The organism is Nonomuraea sp. NPDC050536, from assembly GCF_044457685.1.
GTDB lineage: Bacteria > Actinomycetota > Actinomycetes > Streptosporangiales > Streptosporangiaceae > Nonomuraea.
Genome location: NZ_JBITHD010000014.1, coordinates 49213 through 74442 on the forward strand (window position 1 = coordinate 49213; position 25230 = coordinate 74442).

Consider the following 25230-nt stretch of genomic DNA (forward strand, 5'->3'; position numbering starts at 1 on the left):
CCCGTCCGGATCACCGTGCCACGCCGGTTGCCCGAAATGTCCGTCCTGTTGTACGGCCTGGCCACCCGTACGGCAGGCCGCCCCGAACCCGCGCCCCCGGGAACCGCGGCGGCCCGCCGTACAGGCGGGTCTTACAGCACGACCGAGTCGAAGGCGGCCTGCATGGCCGCCACCCGGTCGGCGAGCTCCTTGACCGCCTCGGTGAGCCCCTTGTCGCCGGGGCAGTCCTGCACCAGGGCGGCCAGCTTCTCCTCGACGGCCCGCAGCCGCTCGGAGAAGCCGGAAAGGATCCGGGGGTTGCCTGGCTGCTCGGTGTCACCGCGCACGAGCTCGCACAGCAGGGCCGTCTGCTCCTGCAGCTCCACGTTCTTGCGGAACAGGTCGATGAAGACGGCGACCTTGGAGCGCAGCACCCACGGGTCGAAGGGCTTGGTGATGTAGTCGACGGCGCCCACGGCGTAGCCGCGGAAGGCGGCGCCCGCGCCGATGTCGGTGCCGGTCAGGAAGATGATCGGCACGTCACGCGTCTGGTCGAGGCGCTTGACGTGGGCGGCCGTCTCGAAGCCGTCCATGCCCGGCATCAGCACGTCGAGCAGCACGACCGCGAAGTCGTTGCGCAGCATCAGCTTCATCGCCTCCTGGCCGGACCTGGCCTTGAACAGTTGCTGCTGCAGAGGGCGCAGGACCGCCTCGAGGGCGACCAGGCTGTCCTCGCTGTCGTCGACCAGCAGGATCTTGACCGTGCGGTTCGTAGCGGCGCGGTTCATCGCGGCCCCTCCCGCTCGCCGGCGAGCCATCCCCGCATCACCTCCAGCAGGTGATCGAGGTCGACCGGTTTGGGCACGTAGTCGGAGGCGCCGCAGGAGATCGTCTTCTCCCTGTCGCCCGGCATCGCCTTGGCCGTCAGCGCGATGATCGGCAGGTCGGCGAACCTGGGCATCTGACGGACCGCGGCGAGGGTCTCGTAGCCATCCATCTCGGGCATCATCACGTCCATCAGCACCAGCGAGATCTTGTCATCGCGCTCCAGCGCCTCGATGCCCTCCCTGCCGTTCTCGGCGTAGACCACCTCCATGCCCAGGCGGCCGAGGACGTGGGTGAGCGCGTAGACGTTGCGGATGTCGTCGTCCACGATGAGCACCCGCCTGCCGGTGAGCGTCTCGCCGACCGGGCCCTCGCTCAGCTCGCCGATGCGGGCCGCGGAGTGCCAGTCGTCGCCGCCGTCGACCGACGGCCACTCGGCCTGCGGCTGGGCGGCGGTACGGACCTCCACGGGTTTGCGCAGCGGCTCGACCGGGTGCCATTCGGGCTCGCCCTCGGACGTGTCGGGCTCGGTGACGGCGCCCGAGGCCACGCATCTGGCCGGCACGTACAGGGTGAACGTGCTGCCGGCGGCGGGCTGGCTGCTGGCGTGGATCTCGCCGCCAAGCAGCCTGGCGATCTCGCTGCTGATCGATAGGCCCAGCCCGGTGCCGCCGTACTTGCGGCTGGTCGTGCCGTCGGCCTGCTGGAAGGCGCCGAAGATGACGGGCAGCTTGTCGGCGGCGATGCCGATTCCGGTGTCGCTGACGGCGAAGGCGATCACGTCCGCGGCGTCCCTGAGCAGCGGGCTGTCGAGCTCGCCGGCCACCGAGACCTCCAGCCTGACCTCGCCCGCGGCGGTGAACTTGACCGCGTTGGACAGCAGGTTGCGCAGGATCTGCTGCAGGCGGCGCTCATCGTTGTACAGCTCGCGCGGCACACCCGGGCCCACGTTGATCTCGAAGGTGAGACCGCGGTCGATCGTGAGCGGCCTGAAGGTGGCATCGACGTAGTCGAGCAGCTTGTTCAGCGGCAGGTTCTCCGGGCGGACGTCCATCCTGCCCGCCTCGATCTTGGACAGGTCGAGGATGTCGTTGATGAGCTGCAGCAGGTCGCTGCCCGCGTTGTGGATCGTGGTGGCGAACTCGACCTCCTGCTCGGAGAGGTTGTCGCCGGGGTTGTCGGCCAGCAGCCTGGCCAGGATGAGCAGGCTGTTGAGCGGGGTGCGCAGCTCGTGCGACATGTTGGCCAGGAACTCGGACTTGTAGCGCGAGGAAGTGGCCAGCAGGTGCGCCTTCTCCTCCAGCGCCGCGTTGGACCTGCGCAGCTCGGCCTGCTGGCGCTGCAGCTCGTCGGAGCGGCCCTGCAGCTGCTGTGCCAGGCGCTGCGACTCCGACAGCAGCGACTCGGTGCGGGCGTTGGCGATGATCGTGTTGATCGCCACGCCGATCGTGACCACGAACTGGTCGAAGAAGGCCAGGTGGACCTCGCTGAAACGGCTGAAGGAGGCCAGCTCGACCACGCCGAGCACGTTGTCCTCGAACACGATCGGCAGTACCACCACGCTGGCGGGAGCCGCCTCGCCCAGCGCGGTGTGCACCTTGATGTAGTCGGGCGGCACGTCGTCGAGCAGGATGCGCTTCTTCTCCAGCGCGGCCTGCCTGATCAGGCCGGGACCCGGGGTTCCGGGATCCTGCAGGACGTCACGGTCGTGGGCCGCGCCGTACCCGGCGATGAAGGCCAACTCGCCGCCGCGCGAGTCGAGGTCGGCCAGGAAGAAAGCGCCGTACTGGGCGCTGACCAGCGGGGTGAGCTCGCGCAGGATGAGGTCCGCGACCTCGACCAGGTCGCGGTGGCCCTGCATCAGGCCGGCGATGCGGGCCAGGTTGGACTCCAGCCAGTCCTTGGCCCTGGTCGTCTCGCGCAGGTTGGCCACCATGAGGTTGACGTTGTTCTTCAGCTCGGCCACCTCGCCCTTGGCCTCGACGCTGATGGAGCGGCTCAGGTCGCCCTGGGCGACGGCGCTGGCCACCTCGGCGATGGCGCGCACCTGGGTGGTGAGGTTGCCGGCGAGCTCGTTGACGTTCTTGGTCAGCCGCTCCCAGGTGCCGTAGACGCCCTCGACCTCGGCCTGGCCGCCCAGCCTGCCCTCCGAGCCGACCTCGCGGGCCACCCGGGTGACCTCGGAGGAGAAGGACGACAGTGTGTCGACCATCGTGTTGATCGTGGTCTTGAGTTCGAGGATCTCGCCGCGGGCGTCCACGTCGATCTTCTTGGACAGGTCGCCGTTGGCCACGGCGGTGGCGACCTGCGCGATGTTGCGGACCTGGCTGGTGAGGTTGGAGGCCATGAAGTTGACGTTGTCGGTGAGCTCCTTCCAGACGCCCGACACGCCCCGGACCTGCGCCTGGCCGCCGAGACTGCCCTCGGTGCCCACCTCGCGGGCCACCCGGGTGACCTCGTCGGCGAAGGCCGACAGCTGGTCGACGGTGGTGTTGATGGTGTCCTTGAGCTGCAGGATCTCGCCGCGGGCGTCGACCCTGATCATCTTGGACAGGTCGCCGTTGGCGATGGCCGTGGTGACCACGGCGATGCTGCGGACCTGCGAGGTCAGGTTGGAGGCCATGAAGTTGACGCTCTCAGTGAGGTCCTTCCACACCCCGCTCACGCCGCGGACCTGCGCCTGGCCGCCCAGTCGGCCTTCCGTGCCGACCTCGCGCACCACCCGGGTGACCTCGTCGGCGAAGGCCGAGAGCTGGTCCACCATCGTGTTGATGGTGTCCTTCAACTGCAGGATCTCACCCCGCGCGTCCACCGTGATCTTCTTCGACAGGTCACCGTCGGCCACGGCGGTCGCCACCTGGGCGATGTCGCGCACCTGGCTGGTGAGGTTGTCGGCCATGAAGTTCACGTTGTCGGTGAGGTCCTTCCAGGTGCCCGACACCCCGCGGACCTCGGCCCGGCCGCCCAGCTGCCCCTCGGTGCCGACCTCACGCGCCACTCTGGTCACCTGGGCGGCGAAGGCCGACAGCTGGTCGACCATCGTGTTGATGGTGTTGGTGAGCTCGAGGATCTCGCCCTTCACCTCAACGGTGATCTTGCGTGACAGGTCGCCCTGCGCCACGGCCGTGGCCACCTGCGCGATCGAGCGCACCTGCGTGGTCAGGTTGTCGGCCATGAAGTTCACGTTGTCGGTGAGGTCCTTCCACACCCCGCTGACGCCACGGACCTGGGCCTGACCGCCCAGGCGGCCCTCGCTGCCGACCTCGCGCGCCACCCGGGTCACCTCGGCGGCGAACGCGGACAGCTGGTCCACCATCGTGTTGACGGTGTCCTTGAGCTGGAGGATCTCGCCCTTCACGTCTACGGTGATTTTTCGCGACAAATCGCCTTGAGCCACTGCGGTGGCGACCTGCGCGATGTCGCGTACCTGGGTCGTGAGGTTCGAGGCCATGAAGTTGACGTTGTCGGTGAGGTCCTTCCAGACGCCCGACACGCCCCGGACCTGCGCCTGGCCGCCCAGGCGGCCTTCCGTGCCGACCTCGCGGGCCACCCTGGTCACCTCGTCGGCGAAGGCCGACAGCTGGTCCACCATCGTGTTGATGGTGTCCTTCAACTGAAGGATCTCGCCCCGGGCATCGACCGTGATCTTCTTGGACAGGTCGCCGTTGGCCACCGCCGTGGTGATCTGCGCGATCGAGCGCACCTGGCTGGTGAGGTTGTCGGCCATGAAGTTGACGTTGTCGGTGAGGTCCTTCCAGGTGCCCGACACCCCGCGCACATCCGCCCGGCCGCCGAGCTGGCCTTCGGTGCCGACCTCGCGGGCCACCCTGGTCACCTCGCTGGCGAAGGCCGACAGCTGGTCCACCATCGTGTTGATGGTGTCCTTCAGCTGCAGGATCTCGCCCCGCGCATCAACGGTGATTTTTCGCGACAAATCGCCTTGTGCTACGGCGGTGGTGACCTGCGCGATGGCACGTACCTGAGTGGTCAGGTTGGAGGCCATGAAGTTGACGTTGTCGGTGAGGTCCTTCCAGGTGCCGGAGACGCCCTTCACCTCGGCCCGGCCGCCGAGCTGCCCCTCGGTGCCCACCTCGCGGGCCACCCTGGTCACCTCATCGGCGAAGGCCGACAGCTGGTCCACCATCGTGTTGATGGTGTCCTTCAGCTGCAGGATCTCACCCCGCGCGTCCACCGTGATCTTCTTCGACAGGTCGCCGTTGGCCACCGCCGTGGTCACCTGGGCGATCGAGCGCACCTGGGTGGTCAGGTTCGAGGCCATGAAGTTGACGTTGTCGGTGAGGTCCTTCCAGACCCCGCTCATCCCCCGCACCTGCGCCTGGCCGCCCAGCCTGCCCTCGGTGCCCACCTCGCGGGCCACCCTGGTCACCTCATCGGCGAAGGCCGACAGCTGGTCCACCATCGTGTTCACGGTCAGCTTCAGCTCGAGCAACTCGCCGGTGGCCTCGACCGTCACCTGGCGGGTCAGGTCTCCCCTGGCCACCGCCGTGGTCACCACCGCGATGTCGCGCACCTGCGCGGTCAGCCGTCCCGCCATGGCGTTGACCGCCTCGGTCACGTCGCGCCAGCTGCCCGACATGCCCTGGACCTTGGCCCGGCCGCCGAGCCGCCCCTCGGTGCCGACCTCGCGCGCCACCCGCGTGACCTCGCCGGAGAACAGCGCGAGCTGGTCGACCATGCGGTTGACCGCCTTGCCCATCAGCCGCAGCCCGCCGCGCAGCGGCCGGTTGTCCTCCTGCAGGTCGACCCGCTGCGACAGGTCGCCGTCGGCCACCGCGTTGAGCACCCTGGTCGCCTTGGCCGCCGGGATCACCAGCGCGTCGATGAGGCTGTTGACCGCCGTCACGTTCACCGCCCACGTGCCGGAGCCGGGGCTGGTCGTGATCCGCTCGTCGAGGTGCCCCTGCCGGGCGACCTCGGCGCGCACCCTGGTCAGCTCGCCCGCCAGGTGGTCGTTGCGGTCGACGACCTGGTTGAAGGCCATCGCCAGCTGGGCCAGGAACGGGTCGCCTGGCAGCTCGAGCCGGGTGCGGAAGTTGCCGTCGCGCAGGCCCTTCAGGGCCACGAGCAGCGGTCGGAGATCGGCTTCCTGGAGCGTTCCAGGAGCGAGTGGGGGTACCAACTGCGCGACCATGGGCGGCCTTCTTCACAACTGGCGGTATAACGGGTCCTCAGTCTGCCACTCTGAGAGTGACGAAGCTGCCACATCGAGTGATGTTCTAGGACGACTTAGTGGATACCATCCAGGCCTCGAAAGCCGCCTTCGAGGGCACCCCCCAGGCGCCGGCGGCCGCGCGCGAATTCGTGCGCGACACGCTCGGCCACTGGCGCCTGAACCACGTGGCCGAGGACGCGGTGCTGCTGACCAGCGAGCTCGTCACCAACGCGGTGGTGCACGCGGGCACGGGGATCGAGGTGACCTGCCGGCTGGACGTGGGCGCGACGCCGCCGAAGCTGGAGATCGAGGTGGACGACCGTCACCCCACGCGCACGATCCTGGCGGCCGAGTGGGCCCCTGTCGACACGCTGCCGACCTCCGGCAGGGGGCTGGCGCTCGCGGCCATGCTGGCCGACGCATGGGGGGTGACCTACACCAGGTCGGCCAAGCGGGTGTGGGTGCGGATCGAGCTGGCCGACGGCAACGGCGAGCTGTCGGCGCCCACGGTGTCGGCCCCGGCCGCCGTGGTCGCTCCCGTCGGAACGCTGCACGTGGCCACCGTCGTCTCCGACGACCACGGTCAGGTCGTGTCCTGGAACCAGGAGGCCGCCGCGCTGCTCGGCTGGCGGGCGGACGAGGCCGCGGGCATGTCGCTGGCGGAACTGGTGGCCTGGCGGGCGCACGGCCCCTACGCGCTGTCGCTGGCCGACACCCTGCGCCTGCGCCGGTGGCGGGGCGAGTCGCGGATGCGGCACGTCGGCGGCCACCTGATCCCTGTTTACATCTCCCACCTGCGCCACGACGGCCACGCGATCTGGCTGGTGGTCTCGGCCGACCACCGTTACGTGCTGACGCCGCCGCCCGCGCCGCTACGGCGGGAGGCGGGCCGCCGGATCAAGGACCTGCTGGCCAGCCACCGGCCGCTGCCCGAGCTGTTCGAGACGATCGCGCAGATCATCCACGGCTCCAGCGGCGCCGACGCGGCCTACGTGCTGACGCGCGCCGAAGAGGGTCCCGGCTTCGGCGTGACGGCCGGCGCGGGCCGCACGGCGGGGCTGGTGGGCGTGCTGGCGGCCGGGGTGTTCGACGCGGCGCGCAAGGCGCCCGCACTGGTGGACGACCTGCTGGCCGGCGACGTGGAGCTGGCCGAGCAGCTGGGCGCCCGCTCGCTGGCGTGCGCGCCGCTGCGGGTCTCCGACGAGGTCGTGGGCTACCTGGTGATCACCGCCACCACGCCTGGCCGCTTCGACGAGCAGCTGACCGCCAACCTGCAGCACGTGGCCGACCAGGTGGCCGACGGGGTGCGCAGGGAGGGGCTGGCCGAGCAGGAGCGCGCCCACCGGGGCAGGCTGGCGTTCCTGGCCGAGGCGGGCGAGCTGCTCGCGGGGGTGCATGACCCCGACCTGATCGCGGCGCTGACCGCCCAGCTCGTGGTGCCGAAGCTGGCCGCGTGGGCCGCCGTCTACCTGACCGATCTGACGGGGCTGACCAGGCTCGCGCACGTCTGGCACGCCGAGGAGCGGTGCATCGCCGATCTGCGCAGGCAGCTGCCCTCGCTGCCGAACCAGCCCACCACCCTGCCCTCCTTGGCGCTGCTGGCCGAGAACGTGCTGTCGTTCCCGCTGCTCACCGAGGGCAGGTCGTACGGCGCGCTGGTGATCGGGCGCCGCGAGCCGATCCTGCCGCTCGAGCTGAGCACGCTGCTGACCGACCTGTGCCGGCTGGTCGCGCTCAACCTGCACACCGCGATGCTGTACGACCGGCAGGTCACCACGTCCCGGGTGCTGGCGCGCAGCCTGCTGCCGATGCGGGCGGCGGCCATGCCGGGGCTGGAGTCGGCGGTGGTCTACCTGCCGGCCGAGGAGGGCGCCGACGTGGGCGGCGACTTCTACGACCTGTTCACCGTGGCCGACCACTGGTGCTTCGCGCTGGGCGACGTGTGCGGCAGCGGGCCGGAGGCGGCGGCGGTGACCGGGTTGGCCCGGCATGCCGTACGGCTGCTGGCCAAGGAGAACTACGCGGTGGACGACATCCTGGACCGGCTGAACAGGACGATCCTCGACGAGGGGGAGGATCTGCGCTTCCTCAGCCTGCTGTGCGGTGAGATGAGGCCGCTGCCGCAGGGCGGCGCGCGGTGCACGGTCGCCTCGGCCGGGCATCCGCCGCCGCTGGTGCTGCGCAAGGGCGGCCTGGTCGAGGTCGTGGCCACGCCGCAGCTGCTGCTGGGCATCGAGAGCGAGACGCGGTTCTTCGCCGAGACGTTCGAGCTGGCGCCGGAGGAGGTGCTGCTGTGCGTGACCGACGGCGTGACCGAGCGGCGCAACGGCAACCGGCTGCTGGACGACGACGACGGGCTGGCGCTCGTCCTGGCCGGCTGCGGCGGGCTGAGCGCGCACGCCGTCGCCGAGCGGGTACGGCAGGCCGTCGACTCCTTCGCCGCCGAGCCATCGCGCGACGACGTGGCGCTGCTGGTGCTGAAAGCTATGCCGTGAAGCGGTAGGTGGTCGAGGAGGTGCGGCGCTCGCCCGGCCGCAGGACCGTGGTGGGGAAGGCCGGCTGGTTGGGCGAGTCGGGGAAGTGCTGCGTCTCCAGGCACAGCCCGGCGTGCGGCCCGTACGGCGTGGCCGGCCTGTCGAGCATGCCACCGGCGTAGACCTGCACGCCCGGCTCCGTGGTCGTCATCAGCATCGCCAGCCCGGGCACGCGCACCTCGACGGGCCCGTCGAGCACGAAGCAGTGGTCGTAGCCACCGTCCATCCGAGCGCCGATCGGGTGCGGGGTGGTGAAGTCGAAGTCGGTGCCCTTGACGGGCGCCAGCTCGCCGGTGGGGATCTTGTGCTCGTCGACGGGCAGGTAGCGCGCCGCGTCCATGCGCAGCACGTGGCCCAGCACGTCGCCGCTCCCTGCCAGGTTGAAGTAGGTGTGGTTGGTGAGGTTGACCACGGTCGGGGCGTCGGTCTCTGCGGTGTAGTCCAGGCGCAGCCCGTCGCCGTCGAGGGTGTAGGTGACCGAGGCGGTCAGCGTGCCGGGGTAGCCCTGGTCGCCGTCGGGGCTGACCAGCGTGAGCGTGACCGACCTGGAGGTGCGGTCGGCGATGGTCCACACCTTCTTGTCGAAGCCCTCGATACCGCCGTGCAGGCTGTTGGGCCCGTTGTTGACCGGCAGGCGGTGTTCGACGCCGTCCAGGGTGAAGCGGGCGCCGGCGATGCGGTTGCCGTAGCGGCCGACGACGGCGCCGAAGTAGCGGCTGCGCGTCAGGTAGTCCTGCAGCGTGCCGAGGCCGAGCACCACGTTGACGCCCGCCACCTCCAAGCGCTGCAGGATGGCGCCGTAGCTGAGCACGGCGGCGCGCAGCTCGCCCGCCCGCAGCTCAACGCGCTCGACGGACTGTCCCGAAGGAAGGATGCCGAAAGTCATCGAGGTGCCTCTCCCGTCGATTCGCGCACGATCAGGGTGGTGTCCAGAGTCACCAGCGCGCCTTCGCCGCCCGACTGCAGCAGCAGGTCGACGGCCATGCGGCCGGCCGCGGCCGTGGGCATGGCCACGGTGGTCAACTTGGGGCGGTTCAGCCGCCCCGGCAGGATGTCGTCAACACCTATCACACTCACGTCCGCGGGCACGCTGATCCCGGCCGCGGCGAGTCCCTCGATCAGGCCCAGCGCGACGAGGTCGTTGTAGGCGAGCACCCCGGTCACCCCGGAGTCGGCCACCGCCGCCGCCACGGCCAGCCCGCCCTCCTCCGTCGGCTGGTTGGGCCCGAGGTACACCAGGTCGAGGCCGGGCACGCCGGCGGCAACCGTTCGCATCTCGGTGCTGGTCCACGACCCGCTGGGCCCGGAGACGACGGCCACCCGCCGATGGCCGAGCCCCTTGAGGTGCTCCAGTGCGAGCCTCGCGCCGCGGGGCACGTCCATGAGCACCGCGGGAAGCCCCTTGATCCGCCGGTTGACCAGGACGAACGGCACGTCGAGCGCCAGCCGTTCGATCGCCCTGTTGGACAGGCGGGGACTGCACAGCAGCACCCCGTCCACCTGCTTGGCGAGGGTCTTGACCAGCTCCTCCTCGACCTGCGGGTCCTCGTCGGTGTCGGCGACGAAGACGTGGTAGTCGCGGGTCCTCGCCTGTGCCTGCGCCGCCTTGATCAGCGGCGGGAAGAAGGGGTTGGCGATGTCCGCCACGATGAGACCGAGGTTGTGGGTGCGGCCGGTGGTCAGCGCCCTGGCCGCGCGGTTGGGGCGGTAGCCGAGTTCCTCGGCGACGGCGAGCACGCGGTTGCGGGTCTCGGGGTTGACCAGATGGGGTGCGGAGAACGCCCGGGAGACCGTGGAGACGTGGACGCCCGAGGCCCTGGCCACGTCCCGAATCGTCACCGCCACAAGGCTCAGCCTAGTGCAATCGGTTGTATTCCTGTCATTGACGGCCAATCGTCAGGGCCTTGATACTTCCTGCAACCGGTTGTAAGGAGCACGCATGCGGATCCTGGTGACGGGCAGCGTCGGGCGGCTCGGCCGCAGCGTCGTGGCCGAGCTCGAACGCGAGGGCAACGAGGTCGTCGGCGTCGACCTCACGGCGGGCACGTTGCCGGCCGACCTCACCGACCTGGGCGAGGCGTACGGCGTGCTGACGCGTTTCCGTCCCGAGGCCGTCGTCCACCTGGCAGCGATCGCGACGCCCTTCAGCAGGACCGATGCGCAGACCTTCCGCGTCAACACCCAGCTCGCCTACAACGTGTGCGAGGCGGCGGTGAACACCGGCGTGGAGCGGATCGTGGTCGCCAGCAGTCCCACGGTGATCGGCTACGGCGCGCCGGCCGGCTGGTCTCCCCGCTGCCTGCCGATCGACGAGGAGCATCCGACGGCCCCGTGGAATGCCTACAGCGCCTCGAAGCTGGTCGCCGAGGAGGTCATGCGCACCTTCGCCCGCAGGGGCACGTCCCACCTGGCCGCGATCAGGCCGTGCTACGTGGTGACGCCGGAGGAATGGCAGGGCGCGCCCACCCAGCAGGGACACACGATCACCGAGCGGCTCGACCGGCCCGAGCTCGCCGGGGTGTCGCTGTTCAACTACGTGGACGCCCGCGACGCGGCGGAGATGATCGGGCTCCTGGTCGCCAAGCTGCCGGAGCTGCCCAACGGTGAGGTGTTCTTCGTCGGAGCGGCCGACGCGCTGGCTCGCGAGCCGCTGGCGGACCTGCTCCCCGCGGTGGTCCCGGCGACCGCGGGCCTGGCGGCCGGGTTGACGGGCACCTCGCCCGCCTTCTCGACCGCCAAGGCCGAGCGCCTGCTGGGCTGGACGGCCAAGCGCGGCTGGCGTACCGAGCTGGAGGGCTGATGAGCACGATCACCGGGCTGAAGGTGACCCCGCGTAGGGCCGGGCTTCCCCGCCCGTGGGGCCCTGACGTGACGGCCAACCACGTGATCAGCACCGAGGTCACGCTGGATGACGGCCGCGTGGGCACCGGTTTCTCCTGGACGCCGCAGATCGGCGCCGCGGCCGTCGAGGCGCTGCTCGCCCACGACATTCGCCAGGCGCTGATCGGGCAGCCCGATCATCCGGCGGTGGTGTGGGACCGTCTGTGGCGCCACCTGCGCGAGGCGGGACCCGGAGGGATCACCACGATCGCGCTGGCAGGGGTGGACCTGGCGCTGTGGGACCTGAGGTGCGGCGAGCACGGGCTGGCCGACGCGCTCGGGCGGCGGCGTGAGTCGGTCCCGGCGTACGGCAGCGGCGTGAACCTGCACTACCCGCTGGACGACCTGGTGGCGCAGGCCGAGAGGTGGAAGGCGGCGGGCCATCCGGCGGTCAAGATGAAGGTCGGCAAGGACGACCTGCGCGAGGACGTCGAGCGCGTGGCGGCCGTGCGCGAGGTGATCGGACCGGAGACGCTGCTGATGATCGACGCCAACCAGCGCTGGGACCTGCACAGGGCCCGCCGGGCCGTGGACGCGCTGGCGGCCTACGACCTGCACTGGCTGGAAGAGCCGCTTCCGGCCGACGACCTCGGCGCGCACGTCGAGCTGCGCCGCTCGGTCGACGTCCCGATCGCGGTGGGCGAGAACGTCTACACGGTGTACGGCTTCCGCGACCTGCTGACCGCGGGCGCGTGTGACGTCGTCCAGCCCAACGTGGTGCGCGTGGGCGGGATCACGCCGTTCCTGCGGATCGCCGAGCTGGCCAGGACGTTCGACGTACCGGTTCATCCGCACCTCCTGCCGGACGTCTCCGGGCAGATCGCCTTGGCGTTGCCACTGCCGTGCATGGTGGAGGACGTCGAGGACGCCTCGCTGGCCGCGCTCGGGCTGCTGAAGCGGCCCTACCCCGTGACGGTCGAGGCCGGGCGGGTGCGGGTCGGCGAGCATCGGGGGTTGGGGCTGGCGTGGGCGTGAAGGTGGTGCCTACCAGGCCTCGCCTACCGGCCTGAGGGTGAACATGCCGCCCGCTCTGTCGTGCTCGGGGTCGGACAGGTCCGGCTCGCCCTGCTCGGCCAGGACTCGGGCGGCGCCGGTCTCGGAGTCGTCCCGCGAGACGTAGCCGATGGCCCGCGCCTCCTGCAGCGACCACCAGCGGCGCGTGTTGTCCGACACGCCCCACACCACGTGGTACCCGGGCGCCGTCAGCGCGGCCTCGATCAGCCCTGCCAGGTCGCCGGGCGAGATCCAGGTGGCCAGCCCGCGGGTGTCCGCCGAGCCGTCGTTGCAGGTGCCGAGCCGGATCACGGTCACGTTCATGCCATACCGGTCGTGGTAGAGGCTGCCCATCGCCTCCATCACGACCTTGCTGACGCCGTAAAAGGTGTCGGGCCGGGGGAAGGCGTAGTCGGGCAGGTCCTCGCCGGAGGCGGGCCTGGTGTGGAATCCGGCTGCGTGGTGGCTGCCCATCAGCACCAGGTGCTCGACGCCCTCCTCGCGGGCGGCCTCCATGAGCACGTGCAGGCCGTCGATGTTGGCCCGCACGATGTCGGCCCAGGGATGCTCGCGGCTCTGCCCGCCGAGGTGGATCACGGCGTCCACACCCTTCACGGCCTCGGCCATGGCGGCCTCGTCGCACAGGTCGGCGGTGACCCACTCCTCGTCCGGGCCGGGATCCAGGGGGCGCAGGTCGGAGAGTCGGAGTACGCGGCCGTCGCGGGCCAGGCGGGGGCGGAGGAGCGTGCCGAGCTTTCCGGCGGCGCCGGTCATCAGGATGCGCATGGGTTCCGTTGTACAAGACTCTGTTCCAAATTCACATCCTTGAATATTGACCGTGACCTACGCCACTCGTTACGTTCACATGAATTAGTTCCACGTCCGCGATAGTTGTCCACGTATGTGAACGGGAGGCGGTCTGATGTCACGCCAACTGCTCGGGGTCGCAGTCGCCACGGCCCTGGCCGTCACGCTGACAGGCTGCGGTTCCGGGGGATCAAGCTCAGACGACGCACTTCAGATCTGGATCAGGCAGGCACCTGACTCCGACTCGGCCAAGACGGCCAAGAAGCTGGCCGACGCCTTCACCAAGGCCAGCGGCGTGAAGACGAAGGTCGTCGCGCTGTTCGACGACTTCGAGACCAAGCTGCAGCAGCAGGCGGCGCAGAAGAAGCTCCCCGACATCGTCATCAACGACACCGCCCAGCTCGGCAACATGCACACCCAGGGCTGGCTGCGCGAGGTCGACATGAACGCGATGGCGGGCCACGACAAGCTTTCCGAGACGGCGTTGAAGGCGGCGCAGGGCAGCGACGGCAAGTACTACGGCCTGCCGTTCTCCGCCCAGTCGTTCGCGCTGATCATCCGCAAGGACTGGCGCGAGAAGGTCGGCATGCAACCGCCCAAGAGCTGGGACGACCTGGCCAAACTGGCCAAGGCCTTCACCGAGAAGGACCCCGACGGCAACGGCCAGGCCGACACCTACGGTTTCGTCGCTCCCGCGGGCACCAAGCGCGGCTACGCGTCCTGGTACGCCTCCTCGCTGATCTACGCCAACGGCGGCGACTTCATCAAGGCGGCGGGCGGCGGCAAGTTCACCTCCACGGTGACCGACCCCAAGACCGTGGAGGCCGTGCAGTTCCTGCAGGACCAGTTCTGCAAGGCCAAGACCGTCAACCCGGGCGCGGTCAGCAACGACACCACCGTCACCCACGAGGTGTTCGAGAAGGGCCAGGGCGGCATCTACCTGGTCGGCCCGTACGTGCTCGCCCGCTTCGTCAAGAGCGTCGGCACCGACAAGCTCGAGGTCGACCCGGTGCCCAACGGCCCGTCCGGCGGCCCCGGCACCCTCGGCGAGGGCGAGAACGTCTACCTGATGGCCGGCTCGAAGAACGAGGACGGGCAGAAGAAGTTCGCCGAGTACGCCGTCTCCGCCGACGGCCAGAAGATCGGCATGAACAAGGACGCCAACGGCGCCATCGTCCGCCTGCCCGTCAACACCGCGGTCGACCTGGCGGGCGAGCGCTCCGACCCGCGCTGGAAGGTCTTCCAGGACTCCTACGCGCACGCGGTCTACGCCCCGCCGGTGCCGAACTGGGCGCCGATCAGGCAGGACTCGGCCGACGCGTTCAACGCCGTGTGGGCCGACTGCTCGGCCGACGTCAAGACCAAGATGGGCGAGCTCAACACCAAGCTCACCCAGGAACTGCAGTCGCAGAAAGCTTCCTGAGCGGAGCGAGGGAAGAAATGAAACACAGCATGATCATCATGAGGCCGAAGGCCTCATGATCCCGACCGCTACGCGCGCGCCGAGCCGGGCAGCGTCCCCTCACCGTCGCGCCAAGAAGGCGCGGCGGCGGGGGACGCTGATCGCCTGGCTCTTCCTCGCGCCCGCCCTGCTGCTGTTCCTGTACTTCAAGTTCATCCCCATGATCGAGGGTCTGCGGATGAGCTTCTTCGAGGTCAGGCCGTTCCTCGGCGACCGCTTCGTGGGCCTGGGCAACTACCGGACGATCGTCAGCGACGACGAGTTCGTCGGCGCGATCTGGCACAGCGTGCTGCTGGCCGTGGGCACCACGGTCGGGTCGCTGCTGCTCGGGTTCGTGCTTGCGCTGCTCATCGAGGGCACTGCCCGGTATCTGTGGTTCGTCAGGACCGCGGTGTTCCTGCCGGTGGTGACCACGATGGCGGCCGTGGCCGAGGTGTGGCGCATCATGTACCACCCGGCGCCGACCGGCACGATCAACCATCTCCTCGGCTGGATCGGGCTGGGGCCCGAGCCGTTCCTGGCCAGCGAGCACTCCTCGCTGCTTTCGATTCTGGGTCTGTCGATCTGGCGCGGCGCGCCGTACGACATGATGATCCTGCTGGCGGGGCTGGTCGGCATCGACCGCACGCTGTACGAGGCGGCCGCCGTGGACGGCGCGACCACCTGGGAGCGGCTGCGGCACATCACGCTGCCGGCGCTGCGGCCGGTGTTCTGGATTCTGGCCACGCTCGCCGCGATCCGCGGGCTGCGCGTCTTCGTCGAGGTCTACGCGCTCACCAACGGCGGGCCGAACGGCTCCACCGAGGTGCTGATGACGCTGATGTACAAGCTCGGCTTCCAGAAGGGCGAGCTGGGCGTGGGCGCGGGGGTGGGCATCGTGCTCTTCCTGGCCACGCTGGTGCTCACGGTCGTCGTCCAGGTCATCCGCAGGAGGCAACCGGCATGATGCGTTTCGACAGTGCGCTCGGGCTCTCCTCGCGGCGCGGGCCGCTCGCCACGTCGCTGAAGGTCCTGCTCTACACGGCGATGGTGCTCGTCTTTACAGGACCGCTGGTCGGGCTGCTGGCCAGCGCGTTCAACCGGACGCTCGACCCGACCAAGTTCACGCTCTGGCCCGACCAGCCCACCCTGGAGAACTTCGTCCAGGCCGGCAACATGAACGTCTACCACTACCTGTTCAACTCCTTCGTGGTGGTGGGGTTCGGCCTGCTGCTGCAGATGCTGGTCAGCGTCTTCGCGGCGTACGCGCTGGCGCGCAAGAAGTTCCGCGGCATGGGCGTCGTGATGCTGATCATGCTGGCCACGATGATGATGCCCGAGGAGATCATCGCGATCCCGCTGTCCCTCGTGCTCTCGGACATGCCGGTCCTGCATGTCGACCTCATCGGCACCTACGCGGGCATGATCCTGCCGCTGGGCGCCTGGGGCTTCTCGATCCTGGTGATGACCGAGTTCATGAAGGAGGTGCCGATCGAGCTGGAGGAGGCCGCGCGCATCGACGGAGCGGGCGAGCTGCGCATCTTCGCCACGATCATCCTGCCGCTGTGCAGGCCGGCGCTCGGCGTGATCGGGGTCTTCGGCTTCACCATGATCTGGGACCAGTACATGCTGCCGCTCATCGTGGCACCCGAGCCCGACATGTTCACGCTGCCCATCGCGCTGCGCTCGCTGCGCTCCAACGAGGAGGTCGGAATCGGCGTGCTGCTCGCGGCCTCGCTGCTGGCGCTGCTGCCGTCGATCATCGCGTTCCTGGCTTTCCAGCGGCAGTTCATGCGCGGTCTCACCAGCGGCGCGATCAAGGGTTAGGTGTCCATGTATCTGGATGGCATCCACTATTCTGGAATCCATGGAGCCCTTGATGGTCAAGTCCGCCGAGCGGACCGTCCGCATCCTGGAGGCTCTGGCGGCCTCCCCGGACAAGCTCACGCTCTCCGAGCTGCAGCAGCGCACGGAGTTCCCGCGGAGCAGCCTGCACGCGCTCATGCGCACGCTGGTGGAGCTGAACTGGGTGGAGACGGACGGTTCGGCCTTCGGGATCGGACCGCACGCGCTGCTGACCGGCACGGCCTACCTGGACAAGGACCCCGCGTTGCCGCTGGCGCAGGAGACGCTGGAGGACCTGCGGGCCGAGACCGGTCACACCGCGCACTTCGCCCGCCGCGACGAGGCCCACGTGCTGTACCTGGCGACCAGGGAGTCGCGCGAGGCGCACCACGTCATCCCCAGGGTGGGCCGCCGGCTGCCCGCGCACGTCACGGCGCTCGGCCAGGTGCTGCTCGCCCAGCTCACCGACGACGAGGTCAAGGCGCTGCTGCCCGACCCGCTGCCGGGGCTGACCGAGCACAGCCTCACCGACCTGGCCAAGCTCAGCGGCGCGCTGGACCAGGTGCGCACCAGAGGCTGGGCCTACGAGCGCGAGCAGGGCACCGTCGGTGTGGCCTGCGTGGCCGTGGCGGTCGACTACCGGATCCCGGCCACCGACGCGATCAGCTGCTCGATGCCGGCGGGGCTGCCACCCGCCGAGGTCGAAAAGATCACCGACGCGGTGATCAGGCATACCCGCAAGCTGGCTGCCACCCTGCGCAGGGAGGGCATCCGCTAGAAAGGATCATTGTTGATGCGGCTAGATGGTGTTCTCTTCTTCCCCGTGACTCCCTTCGACAAGGCGGGCGCCGTAGCGGAAGCGGCATTGGCCGAGCACGTCGCCCAGGGGGTCGCGGCCGGGGCGGGAGGAGTGTTCACCGCCTGCGGCACCGGCGAGTTCAACGCTCTCGACCTCGATGACTACACCCGGGTCGTGGCCGGCTCGGTGGCGGCCACGGGCGGGCGCGTCCCCGTCTTGGCCGGGGCGGGCGGGCCGGCGCCGGCCGCCAGGGCCTTCGCCGCCGCCGCTGCCGCGCAGGGCGCCGACGGGCTCCTGCTCATGCCGCCCTATCTGGTCAGCTCCCCCGCCGAGGGCCTGGTGCGCTACGTGCGCGAGGTCGTGTCGGCCACCGAGCTACCTGTCATCGTCTACCACCGCGGCAACGCCCGCTTCACCCCCGCCGCGGCGGCGGAGGTGGCGGCGATCCCGCAGGTGATCGGCCTGAAGGACGGGCTGGGCGACTTCGACCTGCTCCAGCGGATCATCCTGACGGTACGGCGAGCGGTGGATCGCGACTTCACCTTCTTCAACGGCTTGCCGACCGCCGAGTTCACCGTGCCGGCCTACCGGGGGCTGGGGGTCAACCTGTACTCCAGCGCGGTCTTCGCCTTCGCCCCCGAGATCGCCCTGGCCTTCTACAAGGGTGTCACGGCCGGCGACGACGACCTGGTGCAGCGCCTGCTGACCGACTTCTACCTACCGCTGGTGACGCTGCGCGACCAGGTGCCCGGGTACGCGGTCGCGCTGATCAAGGCGGGCGTACGGCTGCGCGGCCTGGACGTGGGCGGCGTGCGCGCTCCGCTGATCGACCCGACACCGGAGCACGTCGCGCGGCTGGAACGCATCATGCACACCGGCCTGGAGATCGCCGGAGCCTGAGGCGTGCCGGGGGCGGGTCGGCCGCCCCCGGCGCTCTGTCAGTGAACGCCGTCGACCCGCCGCGGGATGCCCAGCGGGTTGTCCTCCTTGAGCTCGTCGGGCAGCAGCTCCTCGGGCCAGTCCTGGTAGGCGGTGGGCGCCAGCCAGCGGTCGATCGCGGTGGCGCCGACCGAGGTGTGGGCGGCGTTCGTGGTGGCGGGCCACGGGCCGCCGTGGTGCATGGACCAGGCCACGGCCACCCCGGTGGGCCAGCCGTTCCAGATCACCCGTCCCGCTCTGCGCTGCAGCACGTCCACCAGGTGCTCGGCCTCGGCGGGGTCGGCGGCGTGCACGGTGGCCGTCAGCGAGCCCTCCAGCCGTTCAAGGACGGCGGGCAGGTCGGAGGCGTCCTTGTAGGTCACGACGATCGCGGCCGGGCCGAAGCACTCCTCGGCGATCCCCGGCAGCTTCGCCGCGAACGTGTCCAGATCGGCGGTGAAGACCTTCGGCGTGACCGCCAGCGCGCCCTCGCCCGGCCGGCCCTCGGCCAGCAGGCTCAGCTCGCCGAGCCGCCCTACGCCGCCCAGGTACCCGTCGCGGATCCGCTCGGCCAGCATGGGCCCGCCCGCGCTGCCCTCGACGGCGTCCACGATGGCCTTGCGCAGCTCGTCGTCATCGGGCGCGAACACCAGCCCGGGGTTGGTGCAGAACTGCCCGACGCCCATCGTCAGCGACGCCGCGAACCCGCTCGCGACCTGTGCCGTGGCCGCCGACGGCAGCACCACCACCGGGTTCACGCTGCCGAGTTCGCCGAAGAACGGGATCGGTGTCTCCCGCTCGTCGATGAGCGCCTGGATCGCCTTGCCGCCTGCCACCGAGCCGGTGAAGCCCGCGGCCACCACGGACGGGTGCCGCACCAGGTCCGCGCCCGCCTGCAGGCCGTGCACCAGCCCCAGCAGATCGGGGTACGGCAGCGCCGCCCGCACCACCCTGGCCACCGCCTCCGAGGTGTTCGGATGCCCGGGATGCGCCTTGACCACCACCGGGCACCCGGCCGCCAGCGCCGAGGCCGTGTCGCCGCCCGCCACCGAGAACGCGAAGGGGAAGTTGCTGGCCGCGAACACCGCCACCACGCCCGGCAGCGGGTGCTTGACCCGGCGCACGTCCGGCCGGGGCGGCGTGGCGGCGGGATCGGCATGGTCGACGATCGCGTCGAGGTATCCGCCGTCCCTGATCACCTGGGCGAAGAGCCGGAACTGCCCGGCGGTCCTGGCCACCTCGCCGCGCAGCCGTACCTCGCCGAGCGCGGTCTCCTGGTCGGCGAGCCGCCACAGCTCGTCCACGTGCGCGGCCAGCGCGTCCGCGACGGCCTCCAGGGCCTCCGCCCGCTCCTCGGCCGGGGTCGCCCGCCAGGCCGCGCCCGCGGCGGCCGCCGCGGAGACCACCATGTCGACCCGGGTGCTGTCAGCCTCGGCCAGGCCGTCGCCGACCGGCTGTCCTGTCCTCGGGTCGTGTCCGTAGATCATCGCTTGGCCTCCCAGTGCAATATCACACTTCACAATCTACCGCTTGACACCCCCACAGGGCGATTCTTACAGTTGCCGCAATCGTTCACAAACCTGGCACTTGTTCACATACATGGACGGTCATGATCATTCGCGAAGTCCGCGTCACCCCTGTAGCCTTCCGCGATCCGCCCCTGCTCAATGCCGCGGGAGTCCACGAACCATGGGCGTTGCGCACTGTCGTCGAGGTCGTCACCGACGAGGGGCTGAACGGGCTCGGGGAGACCTACGGCGACCTGGGCCATCTGACCAAGGTCCGCGAGTGCGCGGGCGCGCTGGTCGGGCTGGACGTGCACGCCACGCACGAGATGTACGCCAGGATCAGCGCGATCGTCGGCGGCGTGGTGAGCGACCTGCACGGCCTGACCGGGGCGGCCACCAAGGAGAAGAGCATCGACCGGGTCTTCTCGCCGTTCGAGGTGGCCTGCCTGGACATCCGCGGCAAGGCCGCGAGAGTCCCGGTGTCGGACCTGCTGGGCGGGCGGGTGCGTGAGGCCGTGCCGTACAGCGCCTATCTGTTCTACAAGTGGGCAGGACATCCGGAACACGAACCGGACCGGTTCGGCGAGGCTCTCGATCCCGCCGGGCTGGTGGCGCAGGCGGCGATGCTGATCAAGGAGCACGGATTCGGCTCGATCAAGCTCAAGGGCGGGGTGTTCCCGCCCGAGCAGGAGATCGAGGCGATACTCGCGCTGCACGAGGCCTTCCCCGGCGTGCCGCTGCGGCTGGACCCGAACGCCGCGTGGAGTGTGGAGACCTCCATCCGGGTCGGCCGGGCGCTCGACGGGGTGCTGCAGTACCTGGAGGACCCCACGCCGGAGATCTCCGGAATGGCGGCCGTCGCCGGGCAGGTCCCGATGAAGCTGGCCACGAACATGTGCGTGGTGACCCAGGAGCATCTGCCCCCCGCCATCGAGCAGCAGGCCATCGGGGTGCTGCTGCTCGACCACCACTACTGGGGCGGGCTGGTTCGCTCGGCCCAGGTGGCGGCGCTGTGCGACACGTTCGGGCTGGAGCTGTCCATGCACTCCAACTCCCACCTCGGCATCAGCCTGGCCGCGATGACCCACCTGGCCGCCTCCACCCCGAACCTCACCTACGCCTGCGACACGCACACCCCCTGGCAGGACGGCCAGGACGTGGTCGCGCCTGGCGTGCTGCGCTTCGCCGACGGTGCCGTGCCGGTGCCCACCGGTCCCGGGCTCGGCGTGGAGCTCGACAGGGACGCGCTGGCCGCGATGCACGAGCAGTACCTGACCTGCGGCATCACCGCCAGGGACGACACCACCTACATGCGGCGCTTCGAGCCCGCCTTCTCGGCTGGGAGGCCGCGCTGGTGAACGTGGCCTACGTCTATCCATGGGACGTCGCCGGCGACCCGGCCGCCCCCGACAGGATCGCCTCGCTCGGCGTCGAGGCGGTCGCCCTGGCCGCCTCCTACCACTCCACCAGGGCCGCCACGCCGTACCACCCCGACCATCGGGTGCTGGACGTGCCGTATCCGGCCTTCTACCTGCCGGTCAGGCCCGCCGCCTGGGGGCGGCTGGTGCCCGCCTCGCCGACCTGGACCCCCGAGGACGCCTTCCTGCGCGCCCGCGACGAGTTGCGCGCGGCCGGGCTCCAGGTACACGCCTGGACCGTGCTCACCCACAACTCTCACGTCGGCGCGGCCCATCCGGACCTGGTCGTGCGCAACGCCTTCGGCGACGCCTATCCCTACGCGCTCTGCCCCGCCCACGACGACGTGCAGGAGTACTGCGAGCGGCTGGTGCGCGAGATCCTCACCGCGGGCGAGCCGGACGGGCTGATCCTGGAGGCGTGCGGTCCGATGGGCTTCGCGCACCAGAGCGTGCACGAGAAGACGGCCGGCGCCGACTGGGGTCCCGTCCACGGCGACCTGCTGTCCCTGTGCTTCTGTACGGCGTGCGCCCCCCGCTACCCAGCGGGGGTGCGCGACATGGTCGTGGATGCGATCGACCGCCCCGCCGCCTCGGCACCGCCGGCCTCGATCGAGGAGGCCCTCGGTGATACGGCGGAGGCCGTGCGCGAGGTGCGCGTGGCGCTGTCGGCCTCCCTGCGTACCCGTCTGCTGGCCGCGGCCCGCGAGATCGCGCCCGACCTGCCCGTCTCCCTGCACGCCAACCCCGACCCCTGGGCGGCGGGCGCGTTCGCGGCGCTCCCTGAGGGCGACCCCGGGCTCGACGTCCTGGTGGGCAACTGCTGGGGCGATCCGGCCTCGGACGCCGCCCGACTGTCCCGGCTGGGCGAACTCGCCTCGCCGGGGCAGCGCGTGGGCGCCTATGTCCTGGGCCTGCCGCCCCGCCCAGCCGACGCCTCGCTGCTGGCCGAGCAGCTGCGCGCCTACGCCAAGGCGGGCGCGGCGGAGTTCCACCTCTACCACGCGGGGCTGGCCTCCCCCGCCCGCCTGGGCGCCATGCGGGAAGCGCTACGACACCTGGGCTAGCCACGGCTCGTGGGCACCCCCGAAGGGCCCTGTGCGCTCGCCCACGGCGGCCATCAGCCACGCCGCCGCCTGCTCCGCCTGCCCGACCAGCTCGGGCGGGTATCCGAGCAGCACCTGGTGCTCGGCGAACTCGTCCTCGTCGTCCAGGATCAGCCGCCCGTCGCGCATCCTGATCACGTCCAGGTCGAGATCCAGCATGGTCACCTCCTCGCCGCGCCACTCGGGCACGGTGGTGATGTCGCAGTAGACCTCCACCTTGTGCGGCGCGGCGTTGAACGAGGCCGTCCACCACGCCTCCCGCGGGAAGAGCATCACCGAGGCCACCTGGAAGACGACCGGTTCCTCCTCGCCCCTGCGCATCGTGGTGCCCTCCCTGAGCCCCACCCAGACGCCGTGTTTGTCCTCCCCCAGCCGGATGGCATCGTGATGCCAGTGCAGCTTGCCACCATATTTACGGAAAACGACCTGCATGCGGATCACGCTATCGCGCGGCGGTGACCAACCCGCTCTCGTAGGCGGCGATCACCAGCTGGGCGCGGTCACGGGCCTCCAGCTTGGTCAGCAGCCGCCCGATGTGGGTCTTGACCGTGGCCATGCTCAGGTACAGGTGGCCGGCCAGCTCGGCGTTGGACAGCCCGCGCGCGATCAGCGTCAGCACCTCGCGCTCCCGCTCCGTGAGCGTCTCCAGCCCCGTGACCTGCGGGGAGGCGGGCCGCCTCGCGAACTCCTCGATCAGGCGGCGCGTCACCACCGGCGCGAGCAGCGCCTCACCCGCGGCCACCACCCGGATCCCGGCCAGCAGGTCGCCGGGCGGCGTGTCCTTCAGCAGGAAACCGCTCGCCCCCGCGCGCAGCGCCGCGTACACATAGGCGTCCAGGTCGAACATCGTCACGATCAGCACCCGTGCCAGGTCGCCGATGTGCCGGGTGGCCTCGATGCCGTCCATCTCCGGCATCCGCACGTCCATCAGCACCACGTCGGGACGCTCCGCCCGGGCCAGCTCGACCGCCTCCGCGCCGGTGGACGCCTCGCCCACCACGGTCAGGTCGGGCTCGGACTCGACCAGCACCCGGAAGCTGCCGCGCAGCAGCGCCTGGTCGTCGGCTATCAACACTCGGATCACGAAATTTCCTGGTACGGCAGGCGGGCGAACACCCGGAATCCCCTTCCCGGCAGGGGCCCGGCCTCGAAGGCCCCGCCGTACATCATGACCCGTTCGCGCATGCCGATCAGACCGTGGCCCGACCCGGCGGCCGGCAGCGTGCGGTGGCCCGGGCCGTCGTCGGTCGCCTCGATGCGGACCTCGCGCCCGTCGGCGCGCACGGACACGCGGCAGCGCGCGGGCGCGGCGTGCTTGACCACGTTCGTCAGCGCCTCCTGGACGATCCGGTACACCGACAGCCCCACCCCCTCGGGCACCGCGCCACCGCCCAGGTCGAGGACCAGGTCAACGTCCACGCCCGCCAGCCGGGCCTGCTCGGCCAGCGCGGTGAGCCCGTCGAGCCCCGGTGCGGGGCGCAGGCCGGGGCCGTCACCGGAGCGCAGCACGCCGAGGAGCTGCCTCATCTCGGTCAGCGCGCCCCGGCTGGCCGTCTCGATCACCCGCAGCGCCTCGTACGCCTCCTCGGGACGGGTGTGCAGCACGTGGTTGGCCACGCCCGCCTTGACCGCGATGACGCCGACGCTGTGCGCGACGACGTCGTGCAGCTCGCGGGCGATGCGCAGCCGCTCCTCGGTGACGGCCCGCTCGGCCAGCCGTTCCGCCTCCCGGGCGGCGTAGCCGCGGCGCTCGCGCACCGCCCGGCCGACCGTCCACGCCGCGCCCAGGGCGGCGACGCCGGTGATCAGGTAGCCGACGCTCCGTGTCCAGCCGGTGGGCGAGCCGGCCAGCACCAGCAGCATGGCCGCCAGGACGGTGGCCAGCGCCGCGGCCACGGTCGGCACCCGGCCGCCGCGCCGCTCGACCAGCGCGACCAGGTAGAGGGCGTAGGCGGGAGACAGGTAGGCCGCCTCGACCACGCCGAGCACGGTCCCCACCACCGCCACCGCGAGCACGAGGGCGAAGACCGGCACCGGCCACAGCCGCCGCAGCGCGAGCGGGATCCCCAGCGCGAGCGGGATCGACAGCCTGGCCCACCCGGGGCCTCCCGAGGCCGACGCCATGAACCCGAGCGCGAACACCCAGGCCGCCAGGCAGTCCAGGGCGACCAGCTGGCCCCGGGTCAGCCGCCTGGCGAAGAGGTCCACGTCACGACGGTATCGGCAGTTCCGGATGAGGCGCGTCATACCCGGGTCTGACGGAACCGGGTCCGATGCGCGGGCGGCCCGCCGTACCGGATGGTGTGGGGTGTGATCGAACTCAGACGACTGACGAAACGCTACGGCCGCACGCCGGCCGTGGACGAGCTGTCCCTACGGGTGGAGCCCGGGCACGTGACCGGGTTCCTCGGGCCGAACGGCGCGGGCAAGTCGACCACCATGCGGCTGATCCTCGGGCTCGACCATCCGGCCTCCGGCGAGGCGCTGGTCAACGGGCGCCGCTACGCCACGCTGCCGCGGCCGATGCGGGAGGTGGGCGCGCTGCTTGACGCGGGCGCGGTGCACGGCGGGCGCAGCGCGTACAACCACCTGCTCTGGATGGCGCGCACGAACGGCATCGGCGAGCGGCGGGTGGTCGAGGTGCTGGAGGAGGTGGGGCTGGCGGGCGTGGCGCGCAAGCGGGTGGGCGGGTTCTCGCTCGGCATGAAGCAGCGCCTGGGCATCGCCTCGGCGCTGCTGGGCGATCCCGGGATCCTGATGTTCGACGAGCCGGTGAACGGGCTCGACCCCGACGGGGTGCGGTGGATCAGGGAGCTGATGCGCGCGCTGGCCGCCGAGGGGCGCACCATCCTGCTGTCGAGCCACCTGATGAGCGAGATGGCGCTCACGGCCGAGCGCATCGTCATCATCGGGCGCGGCAAGCTGATCGCCGAGTCGAGCGTGGCGGAGCTGACGTCGCGGTACCCCTCGCTGGAAGAGGCGTACATGTCGCTGACGGCTGGAAGCG

Annotated in this window: 19 protein-coding genes and 1 pseudogene; 11 read left to right on the forward strand and 9 right to left on the reverse strand. The window is 70.7% G+C overall.

The genetic code is table 11. The features are described from left to right. Nucleotides 1-131: 131 nt before the first annotated feature. Nucleotides 132-767, reverse strand: a complete 636-nt coding sequence (locus ACIBHX_RS33400; protein WP_397071363.1) for a two-component system response regulator — start codon at nt 765-767, stop codon at nt 132-134. Beyond that, on the reverse strand, nt 764-5956 hold the full coding sequence (locus tag ACIBHX_RS33405) for a HAMP domain-containing protein (protein WP_397071364.1): 5193 nt from the start codon (nt 5954-5956) through the stop codon (nt 764-766). Before ACIBHX_RS33405 ends, ACIBHX_RS33400 begins: the two co-directional genes overlap by 4 nt. Nucleotides 5957-6054: 98 nt before the next feature. On the opposite strand from ACIBHX_RS33405, the gene ACIBHX_RS33410 reads away from it, so the two are divergent. Next, nucleotides 6055-8472: a SpoIIE family protein phosphatase gene (locus tag ACIBHX_RS33410; protein WP_397071365.1), complete on the forward strand. Its 2418-nt coding sequence runs from the start codon at nt 6055-6057 to the stop codon at nt 8470-8472. Here the strand turns inward: ACIBHX_RS33410 and ACIBHX_RS33415 are convergent. Further along, entirely contained in the window at nt 8462-9397 is a 936-nt protein-coding gene (locus ACIBHX_RS33415; RefSeq protein ID WP_397071366.1) for an aldose epimerase family protein, read from the reverse strand. The genes ACIBHX_RS33410 and ACIBHX_RS33415 overlap by 11 nt on opposite strands. Beyond that, nucleotides 9394-10356 carry a LacI family DNA-binding transcriptional regulator gene (locus ACIBHX_RS33420; RefSeq protein ID WP_397071368.1) on the reverse strand — a complete coding sequence of 321 codons (963 nt, stop codon included), beginning with the start codon at nt 10354-10356 and terminating at the stop codon, nt 9394-9396. Before ACIBHX_RS33420 ends, ACIBHX_RS33415 begins: the two co-directional genes overlap by 4 nt. Before the next feature lie 94 nt (nt 10357-10450). Here ACIBHX_RS33420 and ACIBHX_RS33425 point away from each other — a divergent pair, with 94 nt between their 5' ends. Both ACIBHX_RS33425 and ACIBHX_RS33430 read left to right on the forward strand, forming a co-directional pair. Continuing rightward, nucleotides 10451-11311, forward strand: coding sequence for an NAD-dependent epimerase/dehydratase family protein (locus ACIBHX_RS33425; RefSeq protein ID WP_397071369.1), 861 nt, complete (start codon nt 10451-10453; stop codon nt 11309-11311). Beyond that, nucleotides 11311-12366 carry a mandelate racemase/muconate lactonizing enzyme family protein gene (locus ACIBHX_RS33430; protein ID WP_397071370.1) on the forward strand — a complete coding sequence of 352 codons (1056 nt, stop codon included), beginning with the start codon at nt 11311-11313 and terminating at the stop codon, nt 12364-12366. Before ACIBHX_RS33425 ends, ACIBHX_RS33430 begins: the two co-directional genes overlap by 1 nt. A 9-nt stretch (nt 12367-12375) precedes the next feature. On the opposite strand, the gene ACIBHX_RS33435 is transcribed toward ACIBHX_RS33430, so the two are convergent. Continuing rightward, a complete protein-coding gene (locus tag ACIBHX_RS33435; protein WP_397071371.1) occupies nt 12376-13170 on the reverse strand; it encodes an NAD-dependent epimerase/dehydratase family protein in 795 nt (264 codons plus the stop codon). Nucleotides 13171-13306: 136 nt separating this feature from the next. Between ACIBHX_RS33435 and ACIBHX_RS33440 the strand changes: the two genes are divergently transcribed. The 5 genes from ACIBHX_RS33440 to ACIBHX_RS33460 are packed head-to-tail and all read left to right on the forward strand — an operon-like array spanning nt 13307 to nt 18176. Beyond that, nucleotides 13307-14614 carry an extracellular solute-binding protein gene (locus tag ACIBHX_RS33440; RefSeq protein ID WP_397071373.1) on the forward strand — a complete coding sequence of 436 codons (1308 nt, stop codon included), beginning with the start codon at nt 13307-13309 and terminating at the stop codon, nt 14612-14614. Nucleotides 14615-14669: 55 nt separating this feature from the next. Further along, nucleotides 14670-15599: a carbohydrate ABC transporter permease gene (locus ACIBHX_RS33445; protein WP_397071374.1), complete on the forward strand. Its 930-nt coding sequence runs from the start codon at nt 14670-14672 to the stop codon at nt 15597-15599. After that, nucleotides 15596-16459 carry a carbohydrate ABC transporter permease gene (locus ACIBHX_RS33450; RefSeq protein ID WP_397071375.1) on the forward strand — a complete coding sequence of 288 codons (864 nt, stop codon included), beginning with the start codon at nt 15596-15598 and terminating at the stop codon, nt 16457-16459. Before ACIBHX_RS33445 ends, ACIBHX_RS33450 begins: the two co-directional genes overlap by 4 nt. Before the next feature lie 40 nt (nt 16460-16499). Then, nucleotides 16500-17255, forward strand: coding sequence for an IclR family transcriptional regulator (locus tag ACIBHX_RS33455; protein ID WP_397071376.1), 756 nt, complete (start codon nt 16500-16502; stop codon nt 17253-17255). Nucleotides 17256-17270: 15 nt separating this feature from the next. Further along, entirely contained in the window at nt 17271-18176 is a 906-nt protein-coding gene (locus ACIBHX_RS33460; protein WP_397071377.1) for a 5-dehydro-4-deoxyglucarate dehydratase, read from the forward strand. A gap of 38 nt (nt 18177-18214) precedes the next feature. Here ACIBHX_RS33460 and ACIBHX_RS33465 read toward each other — a convergent pair whose 3' ends face one another. After that, nucleotides 18215-19681, reverse strand: a complete 1467-nt coding sequence (locus tag ACIBHX_RS33465; RefSeq protein ID WP_397071378.1) for an aldehyde dehydrogenase (NADP(+)) — start codon at nt 19679-19681, stop codon at nt 18215-18217. 122 nt (nt 19682-19803) lie between these two features. On the opposite strand from ACIBHX_RS33465, the gene ACIBHX_RS33470 reads away from it, so the two are divergent. Together ACIBHX_RS33470 and ACIBHX_RS33475 are read left to right on the forward strand one after the other, a co-directional pair. After that, complete coding sequence (locus ACIBHX_RS33470) at nt 19804-21060, forward strand: glucarate dehydratase family protein (protein ID WP_397071379.1); 1257 nt, start codon at nt 19804-19806, stop codon at nt 21058-21060. Beyond that, nucleotides 21057-22184: a hypothetical protein gene (locus ACIBHX_RS33475; RefSeq protein WP_397071380.1), complete on the forward strand. Its 1128-nt coding sequence runs from the start codon at nt 21057-21059 to the stop codon at nt 22182-22184. The genes ACIBHX_RS33470 and ACIBHX_RS33475 overlap by 4 nt, the downstream gene beginning before the upstream one ends. Here ACIBHX_RS33475 and ACIBHX_RS33480 read toward each other — a convergent pair. The 3 genes from ACIBHX_RS33480 to ACIBHX_RS33490 are packed head-to-tail and all read right to left on the reverse strand — an operon-like array spanning nt 22167 to nt 24431. After that, nucleotides 22167-22655, reverse strand: coding sequence for a DUF402 domain-containing protein (locus ACIBHX_RS33480; protein ID WP_397071382.1), 489 nt, complete (start codon nt 22653-22655; stop codon nt 22167-22169). The two genes, ACIBHX_RS33475 and ACIBHX_RS33480, sit on opposite strands and share 18 nt — an antisense overlap. 10 nt (nt 22656-22665) lie before the next feature. Then, a complete protein-coding gene (locus ACIBHX_RS33485; RefSeq protein ID WP_397071383.1) occupies nt 22666-23307 on the reverse strand; it encodes a response regulator in 642 nt (213 codons plus the stop codon). Beyond that, nucleotides 23304-24431 carry a sensor histidine kinase gene (locus tag ACIBHX_RS33490; RefSeq protein WP_397071384.1) on the reverse strand — a complete coding sequence of 376 codons (1128 nt, stop codon included), beginning with the start codon at nt 24429-24431 and terminating at the stop codon, nt 23304-23306. Before ACIBHX_RS33490 ends, ACIBHX_RS33485 begins: the two co-directional genes overlap by 4 nt. 102 nt (nt 24432-24533) lie before the next feature. Here ACIBHX_RS33490 and ACIBHX_RS33495 point away from each other — a divergent pair. Further along, nucleotides 24534-25175: pseudogene (locus ACIBHX_RS33495) on the forward strand (ABC transporter ATP-binding protein); the annotation flags it as partial. Nucleotides 25176-25230 lie beyond the last annotated feature (55 nt).

What these genes read in the sequence shown, in the direction of transcription:
- ACIBHX_RS33400 (WP_397071363.1), bottom strand. Translation starts at nt 767, where the DNA reads ATGAACCGCGCCGCTACGAACCGCACGGTCAAGATCCTGCTGGTCGAC.
- ACIBHX_RS33405 (WP_397071364.1), bottom strand. Translation starts at nt 5,956, where the DNA reads ATGGTCGCGCAGTTGGTACCCCCACTCGCTCCTGGAACGCTCCAGGAA.
- ACIBHX_RS33415 (WP_397071366.1), bottom strand. Translation starts at nt 9,397, where the DNA reads ATGACTTTCGGCATCCTTCCTTCGGGACAGTCCGTCGAGCGCGTTGAG.
- ACIBHX_RS33425 (WP_397071369.1), top strand. Translation starts at nt 10,451, where the DNA reads ATGCGGATCCTGGTGACGGGCAGCGTCGGGCGGCTCGGCCGCAGCGTC.
- ACIBHX_RS33430 (WP_397071370.1), top strand. Translation starts at nt 11,311, where the DNA reads ATGAGCACGATCACCGGGCTGAAGGTGACCCCGCGTAGGGCCGGGCTT.
- ACIBHX_RS33435 (WP_397071371.1), bottom strand. Translation starts at nt 13,170, where the DNA reads ATGCGCATCCTGATGACCGGCGCCGCCGGAAAGCTCGGCACGCTCCTC.
- ACIBHX_RS33440 (WP_397071373.1), top strand. Translation starts at nt 13,307, where the DNA reads ATGTCACGCCAACTGCTCGGGGTCGCAGTCGCCACGGCCCTGGCCGTC.
- ACIBHX_RS33445 (WP_397071374.1), top strand. Translation starts at nt 14,670, where the DNA reads ATGATCCCGACCGCTACGCGCGCGCCGAGCCGGGCAGCGTCCCCTCAC.
- ACIBHX_RS33450 (WP_397071375.1), top strand. Translation starts at nt 15,596, where the DNA reads ATGATGCGTTTCGACAGTGCGCTCGGGCTCTCCTCGCGGCGCGGGCCG.
- ACIBHX_RS33455 (WP_397071376.1), top strand. Translation starts at nt 16,500, where the DNA reads ATGGAGCCCTTGATGGTCAAGTCCGCCGAGCGGACCGTCCGCATCCTG.
- ACIBHX_RS33460 (WP_397071377.1), top strand. Translation starts at nt 17,271, where the DNA reads ATGCGGCTAGATGGTGTTCTCTTCTTCCCCGTGACTCCCTTCGACAAG.
- ACIBHX_RS33465 (WP_397071378.1), bottom strand. Translation starts at nt 19,681, where the DNA reads ATGATCTACGGACACGACCCGAGGACAGGACAGCCGGTCGGCGACGGC.
- ACIBHX_RS33470 (WP_397071379.1), top strand. Translation starts at nt 19,804, where the DNA reads ATGATCATTCGCGAAGTCCGCGTCACCCCTGTAGCCTTCCGCGATCCG.
- ACIBHX_RS33480 (WP_397071382.1), bottom strand. Translation starts at nt 22,655, where the DNA reads ATGCAGGTCGTTTTCCGTAAATATGGTGGCAAGCTGCACTGGCATCAC.